This window comes from Odoribacter sp. (assembly GCF_985060555.1).
The window spans coordinates 42,959-64,005 of sequence record NZ_CFKYFN010000088.1 but is presented as its reverse complement, the minus strand read 5'-3'; the positions used below and the strand labels follow the sequence as shown (position 1 = coordinate 64,005).

Annotated in this window: 16 protein-coding genes; 12 read left to right on the top strand and 4 right to left on the bottom strand. The window is 43.3% G+C overall.

Going from position 1 to position 21,047, the window contains the following annotated elements; translation table 11 throughout:
* Nucleotides 1–107: 107 nt before the first annotated feature.
* The 9 genes from AC5RDS_RS11485 (at nucleotide 108) to AC5RDS_RS11445 (ending at nucleotide 12,522) form a co-directional block, all read left to right on the top strand.
* Nucleotides 108–902 (top strand): RNA polymerase sigma factor, encoded by a 795-nt coding sequence (locus AC5RDS_RS11485; protein ID WP_013611912.1) that lies wholly within the window; start codon nucleotides 108–110, stop codon nucleotides 900–902.
* A 109-nt stretch (nucleotides 903–1,011) separates the two neighbouring features.
* Entirely contained in the window at nucleotides 1,012–2,859 is a 1,848-nt protein-coding gene (locus tag AC5RDS_RS11480) for a SusC/RagA family TonB-linked outer membrane protein (protein ID WP_175315339.1), read from the top strand.
* Nucleotides 2,856–4,523: a SusC/RagA family TonB-linked outer membrane protein gene (locus tag AC5RDS_RS11475; protein ID WP_306452205.1), complete on the top strand. Its 1,668-nt coding sequence runs from the start codon at nucleotides 2,856–2,858 to the stop codon at nucleotides 4,521–4,523. The genes AC5RDS_RS11480 and AC5RDS_RS11475 overlap by 4 nt, the downstream gene beginning before the upstream one ends.
* Before the next feature lie 12 nt (nucleotides 4,524–4,535).
* Nucleotides 4,536–5,972, top strand: a complete 1,437-nt coding sequence (locus AC5RDS_RS11470; RefSeq protein WP_013611911.1) for a RagB/SusD family nutrient uptake outer membrane protein — start codon at nucleotides 4,536–4,538, stop codon at nucleotides 5,970–5,972.
* Between the two features lie 24 nt (nucleotides 5,973–5,996).
* On the top strand, nucleotides 5,997–7,322 hold the full coding sequence (locus AC5RDS_RS11465; RefSeq protein WP_175315341.1) for a TlpA family protein disulfide reductase: 1,326 nt from the start codon (nucleotides 5,997–5,999) through the stop codon (nucleotides 7,320–7,322).
* 156 nt (nucleotides 7,323–7,478) lie between these two features.
* Nucleotides 7,479–9,200 carry a lysine--tRNA ligase gene (gene lysS / locus AC5RDS_RS11460; protein ID WP_013611909.1) on the top strand — a complete coding sequence of 574 codons (1,722 nt, stop codon included), beginning with the start codon at nucleotides 7,479–7,481 and terminating at the stop codon, nucleotides 9,198–9,200.
* A 16-nt stretch (nucleotides 9,201–9,216) separates the two neighbouring features.
* Nucleotides 9,217–10,218, top strand: a complete 1,002-nt coding sequence (locus AC5RDS_RS11455; RefSeq protein WP_013611908.1) for an NAD(P)H-dependent glycerol-3-phosphate dehydrogenase — start codon at nucleotides 9,217–9,219, stop codon at nucleotides 10,216–10,218.
* 173 nt (nucleotides 10,219–10,391) lie between these two features.
* On the top strand, nucleotides 10,392–11,333 hold the full coding sequence (locus tag AC5RDS_RS11450; RefSeq protein WP_118107746.1) for a nucleoside recognition domain-containing protein: 942 nt from the start codon (nucleotides 10,392–10,394) through the stop codon (nucleotides 11,331–11,333).
* Nucleotides 11,334–11,343: 10 nt separating this feature from the next.
* Nucleotides 11,344–12,522: a hypothetical protein gene (locus AC5RDS_RS11445; protein WP_013611906.1), complete on the top strand. Its 1,179-nt coding sequence runs from the start codon at nucleotides 11,344–11,346 to the stop codon at nucleotides 12,520–12,522.
* A 39-nt stretch (nucleotides 12,523–12,561) separates the two neighbouring features.
* Here AC5RDS_RS11445 and AC5RDS_RS11440 read toward each other — a convergent pair whose 3' ends face one another.
* Nucleotides 12,562–12,738, bottom strand: coding sequence for a hypothetical protein (locus AC5RDS_RS11440; protein ID WP_013611905.1), 177 nt, complete (start codon nucleotides 12,736–12,738; stop codon nucleotides 12,562–12,564).
* 162 nt (nucleotides 12,739–12,900) lie between these two features.
* Nucleotides 12,901–15,084: a DNA helicase RecQ gene (gene recQ / locus AC5RDS_RS11435; RefSeq protein ID WP_013611904.1), complete on the bottom strand. Its 2,184-nt coding sequence runs from the start codon at nucleotides 15,082–15,084 to the stop codon at nucleotides 12,901–12,903.
* 245 nt (nucleotides 15,085–15,329) lie between these two features.
* On the opposite strand from recQ, the gene AC5RDS_RS11430 reads away from it, so the two are divergent.
* From AC5RDS_RS11430 to lptB, 3 genes are all read left to right on the top strand, one after another.
* Entirely contained in the window at nucleotides 15,330–16,295 is a 966-nt protein-coding gene (locus AC5RDS_RS11430; RefSeq protein WP_013611903.1) for a KpsF/GutQ family sugar-phosphate isomerase, read from the top strand.
* A gap of 5 nt (nucleotides 16,296–16,300) precedes the next feature.
* Entirely contained in the window at nucleotides 16,301–18,790 is a 2,490-nt protein-coding gene (locus tag AC5RDS_RS11425) for a DUF5686 and carboxypeptidase-like regulatory domain-containing protein (RefSeq protein WP_195328817.1), read from the top strand.
* Nucleotides 18,791–18,869: 79 nt separating this feature from the next.
* The gene (gene lptB / locus AC5RDS_RS11420) at nucleotides 18,870–19,601 is read left to right on the top strand and encodes an LPS export ABC transporter ATP-binding protein (RefSeq protein ID WP_013611901.1); all 732 of its coding nucleotides are present in this window, start codon (nucleotides 18,870–18,872) and stop codon (nucleotides 19,599–19,601) included.
* An 87-nt stretch (nucleotides 19,602–19,688) separates the two neighbouring features.
* Here lptB and AC5RDS_RS11415 read toward each other — a convergent pair whose 3' ends face one another.
* Together AC5RDS_RS11415 and AC5RDS_RS11410 are read right to left on the bottom strand one after the other, a co-directional pair.
* Nucleotides 19,689–20,303 carry an RNA polymerase sigma-70 factor gene (locus tag AC5RDS_RS11415; RefSeq protein ID WP_140398570.1) on the bottom strand — a complete coding sequence of 205 codons (615 nt, stop codon included), beginning with the start codon at nucleotides 20,301–20,303 and terminating at the stop codon, nucleotides 19,689–19,691.
* Nucleotides 20,304–20,425: 122 nt separating this feature from the next.
* The gene (locus AC5RDS_RS11410) at nucleotides 20,426–20,911 is read right to left on the bottom strand and encodes a TlpA family protein disulfide reductase (protein WP_013611899.1); all 486 of its coding nucleotides are present in this window, start codon (nucleotides 20,909–20,911) and stop codon (nucleotides 20,426–20,428) included.
* Nucleotides 20,912–21,047: the final 136 nt, after the last annotated feature.

The following is a 21,047-nucleotide window of genomic DNA, read 5'->3' as shown; positions in this document are numbered from 1 at the left end:
TCTTTCAGCCGTCCGCTTTCCAGGATCTTGTCGAGTGCCCTTACCGGGGTGTTGTCGCTCGGATAGCTTAAAGCACCGTAAACCCAACGGTAAACGAACATTTTTTTATGAAAGAATACGATTTAGACCACGAGAAAACTTTTATTTCTGCATTTCAAGCCGGAGAGGAGAAGGTTTTCCGGTATGTTTTTGAAAAATTTTATTCTTCGTTGTGTGTGTATTGTCTGCGTTTGATTCGGGAGGAATGGGTTGCAGCCGACCTGGTGCAGGAAGCTTTTGTAAAATTGTGGGAAAACAGACAGAATTTTAGTTCGCTTTTGACGATACGTTCCTATCTATATACAATCGTTCGTAATTCCGGCATCAATTATTTGCGGTATATGAAAATGAAGGCGGAAAAATTGTATATTGCTGATCTGATCGTGAAAGCGATTGCCGGTTCTTTGAGCGGGGAGGAAGTTGTGGAACTTCGTCTTTGGAGGGAAAGTAGTGAGGAGAATGAACGTTTGTATCAGGAACTGCTTACAATGGGGGGAATGGAATTGCAACAAAAGGAGGTTGCTCTATTTGTGCCGGAGACTGCCTGGAAAATGTTGTCGGAAAAAGTATCGGGAAAACGGAAACACCGGGCCGGATCGAATATATTGAAGTATGCAGCGGTGGCTTGTGCTGTATTGGGAATTGCTGTTTCGGTTTTCTATATATCCGGAAATAAAACACCGGAAACGGTAGAAGCCGTTGCTGTTGCACAGGTTCCGGCTATAGCACATGGTTCTTCTAAGGCAGTATTCAGCCGGTATGAGGATATTACAAAGGTACTGAAGCTATTGAGCGCTACAAGACTCGTCAGTTTCCGGTATGTGAATCATAAAATAATGGTGGTACCTTATCAAAGATTCTGAAAAAAGGCAGGAAATCTGGACCATTTCCTGCCTGTTCAAGATAATAAATCCAATGTCCGTGCGGGACATGAATTGTTTAATTACTTAAAACTCTCAAATGTATGAAAAAATGCGAACTAAACCGCTTTTCGGGCGGGGTAAATTGCAGAAAATGTTGCTGGTAACGCGTATCGGTTTGCTATGTATACTGGCGTTTAACATTACCGCGGCTGCAAATGTATTTTCACAGGCTTTTAATTTGAAAATGAAGAATGTTACTTTGGAAGAAGTGCTACTGGAAATTCAGAAAAAAAGTTCTTTCGATATCATCTGCAACAGCGAACAAATCAGTAATATTAAGAATCTTTCTGTGAAGGTAGAGAATGCGAATGTGGAAGAGATTTTGAAACAATGCCTGAAAGGGACCGTCCTGTCTTATGAAATTGTAGATAATACGGTGGTGATCTACGAACAAAAGCGGCTTGAAGCAGCTCCTCAGCAGACAAAGATTGTGATCAAAGGTTTGATACTGGAAGCGGACGGACGTCCGTTACCCGGGGCTGCCGTTTATTTAAAAGGCAATAAGGTTATCGGGACCGTTTCGGATGTAGACGGGAATTTCCAGTTGAGCGTATCTCCGGATTTGATCGGAAAAGAAACTCTGGTCGTATCGTTTGTGGGATTGAAAACGAAGGAAATGCCTTTGAAAAAAGAACCTTATCGCATCACCATGGAGGCGGAGGCCACCCAATTGAACGATGTGGTGGTAACAGGTTATCAGACTCTTTCCAAGGAGCGTGCTACCGGTTCGTTTGCCGTTTTAACGAATAAAGACTTCGAACATAAATTGCAGCCTGGTATTATTTCACGTATAGAAGGTATGGCTGCCGGTCTGACGAATTACAAAGGAGATCTGAGAATTCGTGGTAAGGCTACGATTTCCGGAGTTTCCACTCCTTTATATGTGGTCGACGGAGTGCCCTATGAAGGTTCCCTGGATGCGATCAATCCGTCTGAAATTGCCAATATTACTATTCTGAAAGATGCGACGGCCGCTTCCATCTACGGATCACGTTCGGCAAACGGGGTGATTGTGATTATGACCAAGAAAGGTGCCGGAAAGAGTACGATCGAATACAACGGTTCTGTTGTTATCACTCCTTTACGGGATGACAGGGATTATCTGAATCTCATGAATAGTGAGGAACTGGTAGATTGGCAGGTTGAAATGTTCAATACTTATCATTCTCCTTACAGTAGCTCTGACAAAAGATATTATCAGAATGAAGTGCTCAATTTGTTGTACGAGAATGAAGCCGGGAATATCAGCGATGATGAAATGAACCGGCAGTTGAATATTTACCGGAACCGGAACAATTACAATGAACTGAAAGATAATTTTCTCCGGACTGCGATCACTCATCAACATAATCTGGCTTTACGCGGAAGTTCGGATAGATATCAATATTCCGCCAGCGTCAATTATATGCAGAATATTTTGCAAACGAAGGGGCAGGATAATGACCGGGTAGGTTTTAACCTGAGAAGCTCCTATAACTTTTTTGAATGGCTGAGGGCTGACCTGGGAGTTGTCGGTAGTTATACAAAGGCGGATTATGACAATGGTTTTACCCCTTCGACTTATCTGACCGGCGGACGTGCTTCCTATCAGACTTTATTCGATGAAGACGGCAATCCATTGAACTGGTATCAGACAAAATCCCGGTCGGAGATAGACCGCCTGGTCGGCTTGGGGCTCAACGACGAGTCTTTTTATCCATTGGAAGAAATGCACCGGAAAAGTTATTTCAGCAAGAGCAACTATTCCAATGTGAATGTGGCCCTGAATGTAAAGATTATCGAAGGGCTGGATGTGGATTTGCGGTATCAGCTGGAAAAAACAATTCGCTGGTACAGAATTATTATGACCCCCAATCCTATACGCTCCGTAATCAGATCAACAATTCATCCATCGTGAATGCCGATGGAAGTATTAAACATCTGATACCGGAAGGGGGTTATATCGACGAGACCAGAAGCGATAAAAATTCCTATACTTTGCGTGCTCAGATCAATTTCAACCGCACGTTCGATGAAAAACACGAGGTCAGTGCGATCGCCGGTGGTGAACGCCGTGCTGTACACAGTACCAGTACCTATGTAGAGAAATACGGTTATGACAAGGTCAGCCTGGCACATAAATACCTGGATGAAGCAACACTGAACCAGACCCAACAGGGTACGGAGGCAATCAATAATTCTTATACCCACGTTCCGAACGGTTATCCCGATACTTTCGGCGATAAAGAGGACCGTTACGTTTCGTTTTATGGAAATGCTTCCTATACTTATGACCGCCGGTATGCCATTACGGGGAGTATCCGTATGGACCAGTCCAATTTGTTCGGTACGAATCCCAAGTATCAGTACAAACCTTTGTGGTCGGTCGGTGTCAGCTGGCATATGGCACAGGAGAAATTTATGGGAAACATGGACTGGCTGGATCAGCTTTCCATCCGTTTTACCAAAGGAATCAACGGTAACATTGCAAAACAAAGCGGACCTTATATGATCGTATATTCTGCCGGAATCAATTCCTGGACCGGTGAATATTCCAGTTCCGTATCCAGTCCTCCAAACTCCGGCTTACGCCGGGAAAGAACCAACCAGACCAATCTGGGTATCGACTTCAGCTTCTTTAACAACCGTTTGGGAGGATCGTTCGACTATTATGCGAAAAATACTTCGGATTTGCTGGGGTCGATCGCTACAGACCCGACTTCCGGTTGGGGTTCTCTGACGATGAACTATGCCGAGATGTACAACCACGGTTATGAGATTGTATTGAACAGTGTGAATATACAGACAAGAGACTTCCGCTGGGCAACGAATATTAATTTCAGTTACAATAAAAACCGGATCACAAAACTGGAAAACAGTTCTAACTCCGTTTCCAGTTATATCAGCGGTACGAATACGAGAGAAGGGATGGCAATGGGAACTTTATTCAGTGTACGTTGGGCCGGATTGGACGAGAGTGGAAATCCTCAGGCTTATAAAAAGGACGGAACGATCGTGAAATCGCTCGCAGACCTGACGGTCGAGGATCTGGTACGCTCCGGAACAAGTATACCTCCCTATTCTGCATCTATGTCGAATATGCTGACTTATAAAGGTTTCGATCTTTCTTTTATGTTTCTGTATTACGGCGGACATGTGATGAGGGATGTCATGCCTAAATACTTCACGTCGACAACCGGAACTACGAATGTGGACAGGAGTATCCGGAATTACTGGAAATCTCCGGAAGATTCCGACGATCCCGATAAAGCTCCGGCCTTTATGAGAAATGCCAGTACCAACTATACCTATTTGTGGTATGCTGCCGATAAACACATCAAAAAAGCGAATTACATAAAGCTGAAGGAGGTAACCCTGTCCTATAATTTGCCGGAACGTTGGCTAAAAAAAGCTTTTATTTCAGGAATGAGTATCAATGCACAGATTCAGAATATCTGGTGGTGGGGTTCTCAGAAAAGACGTTTGAATCCGGAATCCTGGAACGGGACTTCTCTGACATCTATTTCGAGAAGCGCGCTCGACCCGACCATATATACGCTAGGTTTATCTTTAAAATTCTAAAAGGAGATGATTATGAAAAAAATATTTTTATGGATTGTTTGGGGCATGTTCCTTTGTCAGGGGTGTGACCGTTTTCTGGACATACAGCCGAAAGGATATACCATTCCTTCGAAATACGACGACTACCGTCAGTTGATGAATTACGCACAGATGGCTAAAGCGCTGGATCATTATCCGGTGTATATTACCGATGATGCTCAGCTGGGAAGCGGAGATGAAGAGAATAATTTTACCTCTATGGATGATGAAATTAAAAATCTCTATGCTTTCGAACACGGGGCTGTTTTCAATGACGGAGTTTCTGATCCGATCTGGAACTATGCTTACAACCGTATCTATGTGTGTAATACGGTAATCAATAATATCATGAGTGTGACGGATGCTTCGGAATCCGATAAGCTGAACTTAAAATCGGAAGCGATGGTTGCCCGGGCTTTCGAGTATCTTTGTATGATCGGGGTTTATGCTCCGGCCTATGACGCTGCAACGGCTTCGACCGATTACGGCTTGCCTCTGATCTCCAGCGAAGATGTGGCCGACCTGAATTATTCCCGTAGCACTGTAGAACAAGTGTATACGGCGATCAAGCAAGACCTGGACGATGCCCTGCCTGCTTTGTTGGATAAAACTCCGAACACATTCCGTCCGGCGAAGAATGTAGCCTATGGTTTTCTGGCCCGTATGTATCTGATGCACGGAGAATATGATAAAGCTTTGGAAAATGCGAAGAAAGCATTGGAAGTCAGTGAAGAATTGGTAGACCTGACAGAATATACCGCCAAACCGAATGCTTATATCGGAAGGATTGTACGGAAAGACGATCCCAGCAGTCCTTATCCTGAAGGAATGGATAATCCGGAAAATATTTACGTACGTTATCCGCCCTCCGTCTTCGGGTTACAAATGGCTGTATATGCCAGTCAGGAGTTACTGGATATTTATGACAAGGACCTGGCTCCGGGAGCTGTGGATAAACGCCGGGAACTGTGGTTTGTAGACGATGAATACAGCGGTGTGGAATTCCGTGGGTATACAATTTTTATGCCTTATATCCGGGCGAATCTGGCTTTGAACAATATGGAGGTGATTCTGACGGCTGCCGAGTGTTATGCACGCGAAGGAGGTACGGAAAACCTGGCGGAAGCTGCGCGTCTGTATAATCTGTTACGGGATCATCGCATAGAAAACAATGTACATGTGACTTTTGCCAATGCGGACGAGGCTCTGGTGAAAGTACTGGAAGAACGCCGCCGGGAATTCGCTTTCCTCGGAATCTACCGCTTTGTAGATCTGAAACGTTTGAACAAAGAAAGTCGTTTCCAAAAAACGATCACCCATTCGGCGGATGGACAAATCTGGACGTTACCACCCAACGACAACCGCTATATTATTCCGATACCGCCGGTAGTCAAAGGTTTCCGGCCTGATCTTCCGGATTATGAAAGATAAATACGAATATTTAATATGGTCGATATGAAATTTTTATTTCCGATTTTATTTGTCATGGCGGTCGTGTCGGTTCAGGCACAAAATTCTGTCCGTCTGAAGGGGAAATTGGTCGGTATGGGAACCGATCTGGTGAAACTGTCTTACGATGGGGCTACCAGTGTGATAGGGGATGAGGGGAGCTTTATGATCCGTACGGATCGGGAAGGCCATTTCGATACGATTTTACCGCTTTCCAAACCGGCTTTTTACCGGATCAGCCGCAACACCCTTTATCTGAGTCCGGGAGACGATATGGAGGTATATATCACGACTGACAACCGGGAGGCTGTCTTTAAGGGAAAGGGAGCGGAGATGAATACCTATATGAAGGGACGTCTGTTTCCTAAGGGAGGTTCTTTTTTGGGAGAATTAAGAAACCGGAAAGGAAGCTTTGAGGAAATCAAAGTTGCCGTCGATTCTTTGGCTCAATTGAGGATGGCTGAACTGGAGCGGGTAAAAGAGGCTACTCCTGCGTTCAAAGAGTTGGAGAAAGCCCGTATTGTCGCCGATATGGCAAATAGTTATACTGCTTATCCCTCTTACTGTGCTTTACAGCCGGTGAGAAGCCGGGAAGAGCGTGAGAAATTTATGCAGCAGATTATTCCCGATTTGCTGAAAGTCGTTCCCCGGGTAAATAGAGAGGAATATCTGGATGTGGCTGTTGTCAGAGATGTGATCGGCACTGCCATGGAAACTCCCGGTCTAAAAGAAAAATTGCAATTTCCCGAACGTACTCAAGAACTTTTTACCGCTGCACAGTACGCTTATAAGCTGGATAGTGAAATAAATACGGAACTTGTCGGGGAAGTACGGGAATATGCCGGAAAGTTGAAAAATACGGATATCCGGGAAGTATTGGAAGTAAAACTTCATTCTGCCGGGGCATTACTGAAAGGAAGTCCGGCTGTGGATCTGGAATTGCTTGCTCCGGATGGGAAAACGGCTCGTCTGAGTGATTATAAAGGCAAGGTGATTTATGTGGATTTATGGGCAACCTGGTGCGGACCTTGTATTCAGGAATCCCCGAAATTCCATGAGCTGGCGAAAAAATACCGGAACGATAATATCGTTTTCCTGGCTGTTTCTACCGATACAGAGAAAAAGTCCTGGCTTTCATTTATCGAAGGCAAAGAAGCCGGGATACCGGAATACAATTGTACAGATACAAAAAATCTGAATGAAGGGTGGCAGATCAAATATATTCCCCGTTTTTTATTGATAGACGAAAATTTCAAGATCATAGATGCTTATGCTCCGCGTCCTTCTCAGCCGGAAGCGGTGGAATTACTTGATAAAATATTGAAAAAATAAGTCGATCAGGATTGTAAAAACAGCCATTGTTGAAAACCCGACAATGGCTGTTTTATTTTGATTTGTTTTTACTTCGGGAAAATAGTAACTTTGCAAAATTAATTAAAATTCTGGAATGATAGTTTGTTGGAAGTAAAACAATTAAAAATATAAAAGATGAGCTTTACGGAATTAAGTGAACAAGAGATTATCCGAAGAAATTCATTGAATGAATTGGCTAAACTGGGGATAGAAGCCTATCCGGCACCGGAGTTTCAAGTGAATGCCCATGCGGCAGAAATAAAAGAGCGGTTCGACGAAACAGCAGAGCCCCGGAATGTGGTGATTGCCGGACGGATGATGAGCCGGAGAATTATGGGTAAAGCTTCATTTTTCGAATTACAGGATGCTACCGGCCGGATCCAGGTGTATGTCAGCCGGGACGATATTTCTACAGATGAAGCATCGACCGCTTACAATACGGTTTTCAAGAAATTGATGGATATCGGTGACATTGTCGGAGTGAAGGGATTTGTGTTCCGCACACAGACAGGTGAGATTTCCGTACACGCCAAAGAATTGACCATGTTGTCGAAATCGTTGCGGCCGCTGCCGATTGTGAAAGAGAAGGAAGGCAAGGTGTTCGATGCCTTTACCGATCCCGAACAGCGTTACCGCCAGCGTTATCTCGACCTGATCGTGAATCCTCAGGTCAAGGAAGTCTTTGTGAAACGTACCAGGATGATCAACGCTATCCGGAATTTCTTCAATTCCAAAGGGTATCTGGAGGTGGAAACCCCTGTGTTGCAAGCCATTCCCGGAGGAGCGTCTGCACGTCCGTTTATCACTCATCATAATGCATTGGATATCCCTTTGTATTTGCGTATTGCCAACGAATTATACCTGAAACGGCTGATTGTCGGCGGTTTTGAAGGGGTGTACGAATTTTCCCGGAATTTCCGGAATGAGGGAATGGACCGGACACATAATCCGGAATTTACCTGTATGGAAATTTATGTGGCTTATAAAGATTATCTGTGGATGATGAACTTCACGGAAGAGATGATCGAAACGGCTGCGCTGGCGATCAACGGGACTACGAAAGCGGTGATAGGCGAAAATGAAATCGACTTTAAACGTCCTTTCCGGCGGGTACGTATGGCCGATGCCATTAAAGAATATACCGGGTACGACATCGAGAAAATGTCGGAAGAAGAGTTGTACGAGGCTTGTGTAAAAATGGAGATCCCCGTGGATAAGACCATGGGTAAGGGTAAACTGATCGATGAGATCTTCGGTGAAAAGTGTGAAGGACATTATATCCAGCCCACTTTTATTTACGATTATCCCAAAGAGATGTCGCCGTTGACGAAGAAACATCGCGAAAATCCGGAACTGACCGAACGTTTCGAGCTGTTTGTAAACGGTAAGGAAGTGGCTAATGCCTATTCCGAGCTGAACGACCCGATCGATCAGCTGGAACGTTTTCAGGATCAGCTGAAATTGCAGGAAAGAGGAGATGACGAAGCCATGTATATCGACTATGATTTTGTACGCGCACTGGAATACGGCATGCCGCCGACTTCCGGTATGGGTATCGGTATCGACCGGCTTTGTATGTTCCTGACCAATAGCGCGTCGATTCAGGATGTGTTGTTCTTTCCCCAGATGAAGCCCGAAAAGAAAGTTACCGTAGACGGCGATGAGAAATACGAGGCGCTGGGGATTCCGAAAGAATGGATCGCAGTGGTGAAGAAAGCCGGATATCAGACGGTGGAAGCTTTGAAAGCAGTCGGGAATACGAATAAATTGCATCAGGAGCTTTGCGGAATCAACAAAAAAGAAAAGTTGGGATTGTCAGGGTTGACTCCCGAAGAAGTGAAAAAATGGTTGGCTTAAACTAAATTTTATCGGCATGGAAATTCCTGAAAATCCACGGATTGCGATCGTCGGCGGCGGAAGCTGGGCTACGGCTATTGCTAAGATTCTGCTGGAAACGAATGAGCATATCAATTGGTTTATGCGTAATATCGAGACCATCAACGCTTTTAAAGAGTTGAACCATAACCCTCGCTATCTTTGTTCGGTCGATTTCGATCTGTCGCGGATTTCTTTTACGGATAATCTGGACAAACTGATTGCCCGTTCGGATATCATCATTTTTGCTATACCGAGTGCTTTTCTTAAAAATGTGGTGGCAAAAGCCACCCGTCCGTTGAAAGACAAGATTGTGGTGTCGGCGATTAAAGGAATGATCCCGGATGATAATCTGATTATCGGTGAGTTCTTCCACCAGCAGTATGAAGTACCTTTGGAGCAGATCGTGGTGATTTCAGGGCCTTGTCATGCAGAAGAGATTGCTTTGGAACGCCTGTCTTACCTGACCTTTGCCTGTGACGATACCCGGGTGGCCCGGTTGGTGTCACAATTGTTCAACTGCCATTATGTGAAGACGACGATTTCGGACGATATCTATGGTACGGAGTATGCGGCTGTTATGAAGAATATTATCGCTATTGCAGCGGGAATATGTCATGGATTGCGATATGGAGATAATTTTCAGGCCGTTTTGGTATCCAATGCCATTCAGGAGATGGAGCGTTTTGTGGCTGCCGTTCATCCGATAGAAAGGGATATCAAGAGTTCGGCCTATCTGGGGGATTTGCTGGTAACCGCTTATTCACAGTTTAGCCGGAACCGGACTTTCGGGACGATGATCGGTAAAGGATATTCGGTGAAATCGGCACAAATGGAAATGCTGATGATTGCCGAAGGATATTTCGGCGTGAAAGGAATTAAAGAAATCAACGACCAGTATAATGTGCATATGCCGATAACGAATGCCGTTTATAATATTCTGTACGAACGGATTAGCCCGGCATTGGAGATCCGGTTGCTGACCGAGCAGTTGAGGTAAAAAGTAAAATGCTAAAAGCTAAATGCTAAAAGCTAAAAGCTAAAAGCTAAAAGCTAAAAGCTAAAAGCTAAAAGCTAAATGCTAAAAGCTAAATGCTAAAAGCTAAATGCTAAATGCTAAAAGCTATAGGCTGAGAGAGAGAAGGGGGAAGAGGAAAAAAGAGAAAATAGGATATGATGAAAGAAAGGATAATCGGTTGTATCAGGAAAGTCTGGCCGGTGGCATTGAAAACCTCTTGCTGGTTTTTGAAGATTATGCTTCCGGTTTCTTTCGTGGTGATGTTGCTTACCTACTTTCAGGTGTTGCCGGCTGTTTCTGCTGTGGTAGCTCCTTTGTTCACCAGGATCGGTTTGCCCGGTGATGCGGCTTTGGTCTTTGTGACCGGTATTTTTACCAATATCTATACGGTGATCGCTTTGCTGTCGAATATGGATTTCACGGTGAGAGAAGGGATTTTGTTGGCTATGATGTGCCTGATTTCCCATAATTATCCGGTGGAAACTTTGGTACAGAAGAAAACCGGTTCTGCGGGTTGGAAGATGGTCTTACTCCGTTTTACCTGTAGTTTTATCGCTGCTGCCGTTTTAAATCTGATCTTGCCGGAGTTTGCAGGGCGGATGATAGCGCAGCCTTCTGTCGACTTGGGATTCCGCGATACTTTGTTCAATTGGCTGCAAACCAGTCTGTGGTTGTCCCTGAAAGTCGTGGCCCTGATTACCGGATTGATGATCCTGCAACGTCTGTTGGAAGAATTCGGGGTATTGAAATGGATCTCTTCGCTTTTAGGTCCGGGTATGCAATTGTTGGGTTTACCCCGACAGGTGGCTTTTTTATGGGTGGTGGGCAATACGCTGGGGTTGGCTTACGGTTCCGCTGTATTGATGGATTATGCCCGGCAAGGTAAACTAACCGGGACCGAAGCGGATTTGTTGAATTATCATCTGGCGATATCGCATTCGCAGTTGGAAGATCCTTTGTTGTTTGCCGTATTGGGGTTACCTGTCGTATGGCTGATCGTCCCGCGAATATTATTGGCTTTTATTGTCGTTTGGCTCAAGCGATTGGCCGATTTTATCTTTCCGGCTCAAGCAATGGCCTTAAGTCAAAAAATTTAATTTTTTTGTTATGTATACTTTAATTGAAGTAACTACCCGACAACATGAAACGGACTTTCTGGAATTACCGGTAAGACTATATAAAGGAAATCCCTGGTGGATACGTCCTTTGGATAATGATATCCGGAATGTATTCGATCCTGCGAAAAATCCTTGTTTCCAAAATGGCGAATGTATCCGCTGGATTTTGAAGGACGAGGCAGGGCAATGTGTAGGGAGAGTAGCTGCTTTTATCAATCGGAAAACCTGTCATCTGGACAAATATAGTGTCGGGCAAATGGGATTTTTTGAATGTATCGACGACCGGCAGGCCGCTTTTTGTTTGTTCGATAAATGCAGGGAGTGGCTCGAAGGAAAAGGTATGGAGGCCATGGAAGGGCCGGTAAATTTCGGGGAACGGATTGAGTGGTGGGGGTTGTTGGTCGATGGATTCGATCAGTCGCCTGTTTATGCGATGCCTTATACCCAGCCTTATTATGTTTCTTTTTTTGAAAACTACGGTTTCCGGGATTTTTTCAAACAGTTTACATTCCGCACCCGTCTTGTTATGGACAGCCTTTCTAAAATTGTCGTTTGGAAAGCCGACCGGATATTGAAAAATCCCGATTATACGGTCCAGACCTATGGGGATATCGGGAAGCAGAAAGCCATAGAAGCCTTATTGGAGGTCTATAATAAAGCCTGGAATCTGGAAGTACACGGAGTAGACGGGATTACCCGGGAGCAGGTAGAAGCGATTTATAAAAGTTTACAACCGATTATCGATAAGGATTTGATTTATTTTGCTTTTTATAAAGAGCAACCGATCGGTTTTTTCCTGATGTTCCCGGAAATCAATCAGGTAGTGAGACATTTAAATGGAAAAATGAATTTGTGGGGTGGTTTGAAACTGATGTATTACCGTCATTTCCGGAAAATCGATGTGGCTTTGGGACAGTTGTTCGGAGTGGTACCCGAGTTTCAGGGGAAAGGAGTGGAAGCGGCCATGATCAAACGCTTTACTGAGCGCATTATCGAAGCGAACAGGGAATATAAATATCTGGAATTGAATTGGGTGGGCGATTTTAATCCTCCAATGATACATCTGATGGATTACATCGGAGCGAAAGCCTGGCGCACCCATATCACTTACCGGAAATTGTTCCGGGAGGATATCGAATTTGTCCGTTCTGTAGATAAAATGAATTGAAAAACTAGAGGAAGATGAGTATGAGGTAAATAAGACGGATTATTTCGTTTGCTTCATAAAAGCCTGATACTCATCTTCGCTGACTTCTACTTCTAAAAAAATTTTTCTTTTTCTTACTATTTTCTGCTCATCTTTGGCTTTATGAAGCCGGATCATCTCATTGTTTTTTTCTAAGGCTTCCGAATAATATTTGAACAGATCGATATTCAAAGCCATTGAAATATATAATGATCAGAAGAAATACGTTGAGCGAGGTGAAAAGGACGGCAGTTGGAGAGTGTTTGTGACACAGTGACATACCCCTTATAGTTGACGAAAAAAGAGGGGGTATCGATCATTTCGACTTACCCCCAATATTTCCCGCAACTTTTTCCATTGTCAGTTTCCGTGTTTGGAATGTAACTTCAGCCGCATCAGCCGAAGATCTTCTTCTGCATAATCCCCTTCGAATTCGTCGAAAGCTTCGGAAATATTGTCGGAACTCGCCTCCATAAAATAATCCATGATTTCCTGCTGTTGCTCTTCGTCGAGGATCTTATTGATATAATAATCGATGTTTAATTTCGTTCCGGAAAAGACGATCGCTTCCATCTCCTTGATCAGTTCGTCGAAGTTGAGCCCCAAAGCCGAAGCGATATCTTCCAGATCGATCTGGCGGTCGATATTCTGGATGATGTATACTTTGAATTTGGATTTATTGGCTACTGTTTTCACGACCATATCCTGTGCCCGTTCGATCTCGTTGTCTTCAACGTATTGTTTGATGACTTCGACGAATTCTTTGCCGTATTTCTGTGCTTTCCCGGCACCTACGCCCTGGATGTTGGCCAATTCTTCGAGTGTGATCGGATAATTGGTACACATATCTTCCAGTGACGGGTCCTGGAAAATGACGTAAGGAGGCAAGTTATTGGTCTTGGCTATTTTCTTCCGTAAATCTTTCAGGATAGCGAATAAAGTGCTGTCCAACGCAGATACACCACCTTTCTCCTGTATCTTTTCTTCTTCTTCGTTCTCGTCGAAATTGTGATCTTCCATCAGCATAAAACTTTTAGGGTTATCCAAAAATTTTTGGCCTTCATCCGTTAGTTTGATTACTCCGTATTGTTCTATATCTTTTTCGATAAATGAACTGACTAAAGCCCTCCGGTATACCATCGTCCAGAATTGCCGGCTTTTTTCCGAACCGGCACCGAATAATTCCAGTTTATCATGCTTATACGATTTGATGGCAGAATCGGCTTCACCGATGAGGATATTAACCAAATGTTCGATTTTGAATTTTTCTTTAACATCGCTGACCAGTTGCAGGGCATCGACCATATAATCTTCGCCTTCGAACTCTTTCTTCGGATAGAGGCAGTTGTCACAACAGCCGCAGTTGTCTTCTTCATAGGTTTCTCCGAAATAATGGAGCAGTACTTTACGCCGGCATAAAGAAGTCTCGGCGTAAGCGACTGTTTCCATCAGCAATTGTTTACCGATTTCCTGTTCGGCAATGGGTTTCCCCTGCATAAACTTTTCGAGCTTTTGGATGTCTTTAAAACTATAATAAGTCAGACAGATTCCTTCGCCACCATCCCGTCCTGCCCGTCCTGTCTCCTGATAATACCCTTCGAGACTTTTAGGAATGTCGTAATGGATGACAAAGCGTACGTCTGGTTTGTCGATCCCCATACCGAAAGCGATGGTCGCTACAATAACGTCCACCTCTTCCATCAGGAAGCGGTCCTGGTTGGTACTTCGGGTACTGGCATCCATTCCCGCATGATAAGGAGCTGCTTTGATACCGTTGATACTAAGCACTTCCGCCAGTTCTTCCACTTTCTTCCGGCTCAGACAGTAGATGATACCGGATTTCCCTTCATGGTTTTTAATAAACTTAATAATGTCTTTCGTGACATCTCCTTGTTTAGGACGTACTTCGTAGTATAGGTTCGGTCGGTTGAAAGAAGATTTAAAAACCTGGGCATCCATCATATCCAGGTTCTTCTGGATGTCGTTCTGCACTTTGGGTGTCGCTGTCGCAGTCAATGCAATGATCGGCGCTTTACCGATTTCTTCGACGATCGGACGGATTTTCCGGTATTCTGTCCGGAAATCGTGGCCCCATTCCGAGATACAATGTGCCTCATCCACAGCAAAGAAAGAAATCTTGATCTTCTTTAGAAATTCAACATTACTTTCCTTGGTCAAGGATTCGGGAGCAACATAGAGCATTTTCGTTTTACCGCTCAAAATGTCTTCTTTCACATTTAAAATCTCATTTTTGGTCAACGAAGAGTTGAGAAAATGCGCAACTCCTTCAGCGGCTGAAAATGAACGCATGGCATCCACCTGATTTTTCATCAGAGCAATCAGCGGAGAAATAATAATCGCGGTGCCCTCGAGAAGCAATGCCGGTAATTGATAACACAACGATTTACCACCTCCTGTAGGCATCAATACAAAAGTGTTATTTCCTGCCAGCACGTTCTTAATGATGGCTTCCTGATTTCCTTTGAAATGATCGAAGCCAAAATACTCTTTTAATTTTGCGTGTAAATTAATCTGCAATCCCATTGTATTATTCATATATTTTGCACACCCTTTTTCTCAAGGAAATGCAAATTTATAACTTAATTTGTTTGGACAAACAAAATGGCACAATAAATGTTATGATCACCTAAGCAAATGAATGACAAAAATTGGTATTTTTGTCGTTTAGTAAAGTTATAGGAAAAAAATCGGGTTACCATAATTTTTTCTGATTTTTTTGGCATAAATATTGTCTATTGTTTAAGAAATATTTTAAAGAATAATCTAAGATGGTTGATATTAAGGAGGTTGCAAAAAAAGTAATTGCTGATGAAGCTTTAGCTATACAGAATCTGGCTCGATTTATCGACGACGATTTCGAAAAAGTGGTCCGATTGATCTATAATACGAAAGGACGGGTGATCGTTACAGGTATAGGTAAAAGTGCCATTATTGCCCAAAAAATAGTGGCTACTCTCAATTCGACCGGTACTCCTGCTGTTTTTATGCATGCGGCCGACGCTATCCACGGTGATCTGGGGATGATTTGCCACGACGATGTCGTCATTTGTATTTCCAAAAGCGGGAACACCCCCGAAATCAAGGTGCTGGTCCCGTTGATCCGGAATGTCGGTAACGAACAGATCGTGGCTATGGTATCGAATACCGATTCTTTCCTGGCAAAGAATGCGGCTTATGTATTGAAAGCACAGGTCGACCGTGAAGCTTGCCCGAATAATCTGGCGCCGACCAACTCGACGACAGCACAACTTGTGATGGGAGATGCCCTTGCTATTTGTCTGATCCAATGCAGGAGTTTTTCAAGCCGTGATTTTGCTAAATATCATCCCGGAGGATCCTTGGGGAAACGTTTATATACCCGGGTATCCGATGTATTCGATCAGGATAACCGGCCTTATGTATCTTTGGAAGACGGAATCCGTAAAGTGATATTGGAGATGTCGGGCGGAAGATTGGGCGCAGTGGCGGTGACCGATGCCGAAGGAGGATTGTTAGGCATTATTACCGACGGGGATTTGAGACGTATGCTCGAGAAATATGAAGATGTGGATGGCTTGAAAGCCCGGGATATTATGTCGGTTTCTCCGAAAACTATTCAGGAAGAAGAACTCGCTTACAACGCTTTCCAGAAAATGGAACAGAATAGTATCACTCAATTGGTGGTCGTGGACGAAGATAAAAAATACAAGGGAATGGTTCATATCCACGATATATTGAGAGAAGGGGTAGTATAATGATCATGAATAAAAGAATCGTATTATTAGTTGTATTACTGTTACTTGGACAATGCATGTGGGCTCAGAGTACCCGGGTGAAGGGGAAAGTGACGGATGCCAAGACGGGAGAAGTTTTACCTCTGGTCAATGTTTTTTTTACCGGGACGACTATTGGAATGACCACCGACTTCGATGGAGAATATTACCTCGAAACCCGCGAAGAAGTGACTGAGCTCCAGGCGTCTTTTGTCGGTTATCTCCCGAAAACAGTAAAGATAAACAAGGGGGCGTACAATGCTGTCGATTTTCAGCTGGAACCTCAGACTTTCGATCTGGACGAGGTAAAAGTTACTCCCGGAGAAAATCCGGCACATGTGATCCTCCGGAATGTCAGTAAAAACAAATACAGAAATAATCCTGCCCGGTTCGAACAATATTATTGTAAGACTTATACCAAGATGGAGCTCGACCTGACGAATATCAAGCCAGGGTTTAAAAATAAGAAGTTACAAAAGAATTTCGGATTTATCTTCGAGCACATGGATACTTCGGTCATTACGGGAAAGGCTTATCTGCCTGTGATGATTTCCGAAGCTTCTGCCGATTATTATTACCGGAAGTCACCGTCCTTATCCCGGGAGATTGTGAATGCCAGCCGGATTTCCGGTATTGAAGAAGACTATACCCTGGCGCAGTTTACCGGCCATTTACATACCAACGTCAATTTTTACGACAACTATATCGATATTTTCGAAGTACGTTTCGCCAGTCCGCTTTCGGATCACGGGCTTTTATTTTATAAATATTTCCTGGTCGATAGTTTGCAGATCGATGGCCGGAAGACCTATAAAATCAGATTTCATCCCAAATCTTTCTCTACACCTGTATTGGATGGGGAAGTAAATATCGATTCGATGACCTGGGCATTGCAATCGGCTCACGTCAAAATGATGAAGGGGTTGAATGTGAACTGGATCAGACACCTGGTGTTGGATAATGAAAATCAGTTCCTGGACGATTCGGTCTGGTTTCCGAAGCAGGATAAAATCTTTGCCGATTTTTCCATCGTCATGTCCGATTCTTCGAAGATGGTGTCCTTTTTGGGGCACCGGCAAGTAGATTACTCGCATATACAGCTGAATCCGGTCATTCCCGACAGGGTGCTCAAAATGGATAATAATGTGATTATCGATAATAATGTCCTGAAAAATGACGATCGTTTTTGGGATACGATCCGGCCCTATGCATTGAGTGGTAAGGAAAAACAGATCTATGGAATGGTCGATTCGATTAAAAACGTACCCCTGTATCAAAATATATACACGATTGTCTCTATGGTCCTGGGTGGGTATTACGATACCGAATATGTAGAGTGGGGACCTTATTATAAGTTGCTTAGCTTCAACAAACAGGAAGGATGCCGTTTTCAGTTGGGCGCCCGGACTACAACCGATTTCAGCAAGAAAATCCGTCTTTTCGGTTACGGAGCCTATGGAACGAAGGATCGTCGCTGGAAAGGAGCCGGTGGATTCGATTATTCCTTCAACGATTTACCGACTTCGAAGTTATCGGCTGCTTTCAAACACGATGTCGTGCAATTGGGAGCGGGAATCAATGCGTTTACCGAAGGAAATATCCTGAGTTCAATCTTTTCGAGAGGGGATAACGATCGGTTGAGTATGGTCAACCAGTTGGATGTGAACTTTGAAAAAGAATGGCGGCAAGGGGTTTCCAATACTTTGGGGGTACAGGTCAGGGACCTGTTTTCTAATCCTTATGTGCCTTTTGTGAAACCTGACGGAGAATTGATGCCCTCTATACAGTCGACGATAGTACGCTTGAATACCCGTTTGTCTAAAGATGAAATAGTCGTTCGTAAAGCATTCGATAAATACAGTTTAGGGTCCGATTATCCGATTATCGGCGTCGATTTGGCCATGGGAGTGAAGGGGCTGTTTAAAAATGACTATGAATTTTACCGGGCTGTAGCTTCTATCAACTATGATTTTCCGATTTCGCCGATCGGTAAGTCTCATGTGGTACTGACCGGAGGAAAGATTTTCGGAAAAGTGCCTTATCCTTTACTGAAACTTCACGAAGGAAACGCTACCTATTTTTACGACCCTTATGCTTTTTCGTGTATGAATTACTATGAGTTTGCTTCGGATACCTGGCTGGCATTTTTCTACGAACATCACTTTAAAGGTTTCTTTTTGGGGAAGATCCCTTTGATGAAAAAATTGAAATGGCGGGAAGTGTTTATTTTCAAAGGATTGATCGGCACACTTTCCGATAAGAATAACGGAAGCCTGCCCGATACCCGGGCCGTACTGTTATTCCCCGAGGGAATGTCCTCGGTGTCCAAGCCTTATTTTGAAACAGGGGTCGGCATAGAAAATATTTTCCGGCTGTTCCGGATTGATGCGATATGGAGACTGACTCACCGCGAAGACCGGCCAGGACAACATGTTCAGAATTTTGCTATTAATTTTTCTGTTCATTTGAATTTTTAAATCATTTTCCTGCAGGCATTGTATTTTTTTTTCTTCCTCTCTGTCTTTTTCTTATCTTTGTATTCTAAAACAGCACGTGATGATACTAAAAGCAGAACATTTGATAAAAAAATATAAAAGTCGTACCGTTGTCAAAGATGTATCGGTGCAAGTGGAGCAAGGGGAGATTGTGGGTTTGTTGGGGCCTAATGGTGCTGGGAAAACGACTTCTTTTTATATGATTGTCGGACTGATCACTCCGAATGGCGGGCGGATCTTTCTGGATGATCAGGAAATAACCAAAGAACCGGTTTATAAACGTGCACAGTTGGGGGTAGGTTATCTGGCACAGGAGGCTTCGGTGTTCCGGCGGCTGAGTGTCGAAGATAATATCCGTGCTGTATTGGAAATGACCAAAATGACCAAAGAAGAGCAGAAAGACCGGCTCGAAGAAATGCTCGACGAATTCGGGTTGCAGCATATCCGTAAAAGTCTTGGAATCCAGTTGTCGGGAGGAGAACGACGCCGTACGGAAATTGCCCGGGCACTTTCGATTCGGCCTAAATTTATTCTGTTGGACGAGCCTTTTGCCGGTGTAGACCCTATCGCAGTCGAAGATATTCAAAATATCGTACAGAAATTGAAGGATAAGAACATCGGTATTTTGATTACCGACCACAATGTACAGGAAACACTTTCGATCACCGACCGGGCCTATCTGCTTTACGACGGCCGTATTCTGCAAGCCGGAACAGCAGAGCATCTGGCTGCCGACCCGGAGGTACGAAGAGTATATTTGGGGAAAAATTTTGAATTGCGCCGCAAAAAATAATCTCCGGCTAAAACGTAGAATTATTCCGGTCCCCGAACACGAACAAGGACCGGAATAGAAAGAAAAAATAAACCTGGATTTTTATTTTTAATTATTATTTCTTTTTATTAATTTCCGCAACAAAAATATCCAATTCAGAAGAGTAAACCTGTATGGTCCAAGTTCATTACGGAGGTATTGATAAGCTCTTTTTTTTAAGGTTTTCAGTGTATTAACCGAAATTTTCAATTGTTCGGCGATTTGGGGATTAGATACTCCTTTCAGCGTCAGTAGTACAATTTTTCGTGTCTGTTCCGGTAATTTATAAATTGCATCGTACATAGATCCGAATACCTCCTCTTCTATGATTTTACGCTCCAATGGCTCCCTCAATTCATTTTGTAGCCATACATTGAGTTCTGTACTATTCCTGTTCCGTACTTTGTCATGCCGGAGATAATCAAGTGCTGCATTCCGGACATTCCGGAAAAGATATACACGGATAGCTGCAAAGCTGTCAAATCCTTTTAAATGATCCCACAACTGGATAAAAGCCTCTTGTACCAAATCTTCCGCTATGTCTTTGTCTTTAACATAGTGAAATGCGAATGACCAAAGTGAAGTGTAATGGCGGTCGAATAACCGGTCGAATACATCTGGCTGGTCATATGAGAACTCCTGTGAATCAGTTTTAGCCTGGTTGTCTGGGGCTTTTTTCAGCATAGTATAATAAATAACACACAAAAATAATGACAAATATATGAAATTACTTATTTCCCCCTATAATTAATTAGTAATCCTATATATTTTTTCAGCCATTAAAATATTTTATGTTCTCTACTATATCATTTTTTTCCGATTGTTTCTAATGCTTTGTCTACAACTAATACTTCATTACCTGGCATGTATCCGGAATGGGTCCATACCACTTTCTTATCGTTTATAACTAAAACATGGGGAATTGCTGAAATATTGAATGCTTTATATAGCTCTTTGTTCGGGTCGAGCAGTACTTCGAAAGGCCATTTTTTCCCTTTTACAAGGGATTTGACTTTAGCCATTGCTCTGGCATCATCAATTGATACTGCTATAATCCGGACTTTATTTTTCCAGGAGTCTTCCAAATCTTTTAATGCTTCCAGTTCGCTTTGGCAAGGCTTACACCAGGTCGCCCAAAACGATACGATTACCGGTCCTTGTTGTACAGCTTCTTTAAAAGTAATTTCTTTTCCGTCCAATTGTTTTAAGGTTACATTTTCCGGAATCGTCTGTCCGGAAAGTTGTAGGTCACAGATCAGTGAAGTGAGTAAAATTAAAATTTTTGTTTTCATTTTTTCTTTTTATTAGGATGAATAAGTTATTTCTTTAAAAAAAACGTGTACCCCTGTTATTCGGGTGACAACTCTTTTGATTTTCTAAATAAAATCATAGGGATATTTCCGGGAAACGAATGAAATGGAGCTTACC

Bases quoted from the DNA above. Each gene is read 5' to 3' on its own strand.
- AC5RDS_RS11485 (WP_013611912.1), top strand. From the start codon at position 108: ATGAAAGAATACGATTTAGACCACGAGAAAACTTTTATTTCTGCATTT.
- AC5RDS_RS11455 (WP_013611908.1), top strand. From the start codon at position 9,217: ATGGAAATTCCTGAAAATCCACGGATTGCGATCGTCGGCGGCGGAAGC.
- AC5RDS_RS11440 (WP_013611905.1), bottom strand. From the start codon at position 12,738: ATGGCTTTGAATATCGATCTGTTCAAATATTATTCGGAAGCCTTAGAA.
- lysS (WP_013611909.1), top strand. From the start codon at position 7,479: ATGAGCTTTACGGAATTAAGTGAACAAGAGATTATCCGAAGAAATTCA.
- AC5RDS_RS11430 (WP_013611903.1), top strand. From the start codon at position 15,330: ATGGTTGATATTAAGGAGGTTGCAAAAAAAGTAATTGCTGATGAAGCT.
- AC5RDS_RS11425 (WP_195328817.1), top strand. From the start codon at position 16,301: ATGAATAAAAGAATCGTATTATTAGTTGTATTACTGTTACTTGGACAA.
- AC5RDS_RS11450 (WP_118107746.1), top strand. From the start codon at position 10,392: ATGATGAAAGAAAGGATAATCGGTTGTATCAGGAAAGTCTGGCCGGTG.
- lptB (WP_013611901.1), top strand. From the start codon at position 18,870: ATGATACTAAAAGCAGAACATTTGATAAAAAAATATAAAAGTCGTACC.
- AC5RDS_RS11465 (WP_175315341.1), top strand. From the start codon at position 5,997: ATGAAATTTTTATTTCCGATTTTATTTGTCATGGCGGTCGTGTCGGTT.
- AC5RDS_RS11410 (WP_013611899.1), bottom strand. From the start codon at position 20,911: ATGAAAACAAAAATTTTAATTTTACTCACTTCACTGATCTGTGACCTA.
- recQ (WP_013611904.1), bottom strand. From the start codon at position 15,084: ATGGGATTGCAGATTAATTTACACGCAAAATTAAAAGAGTATTTTGGC.
- AC5RDS_RS11470 (WP_013611911.1), top strand. From the start codon at position 4,536: ATGAAAAAAATATTTTTATGGATTGTTTGGGGCATGTTCCTTTGTCAG.
- AC5RDS_RS11480 (WP_175315339.1), top strand. From the start codon at position 1,012: ATGCGAACTAAACCGCTTTTCGGGCGGGGTAAATTGCAGAAAATGTTG.
- AC5RDS_RS11415 (WP_140398570.1), bottom strand. From the start codon at position 20,303: ATGCTGAAAAAAGCCCCAGACAACCAGGCTAAAACTGATTCACAGGAG.
- AC5RDS_RS11445 (WP_013611906.1), top strand. From the start codon at position 11,344: ATGTATACTTTAATTGAAGTAACTACCCGACAACATGAAACGGACTTT.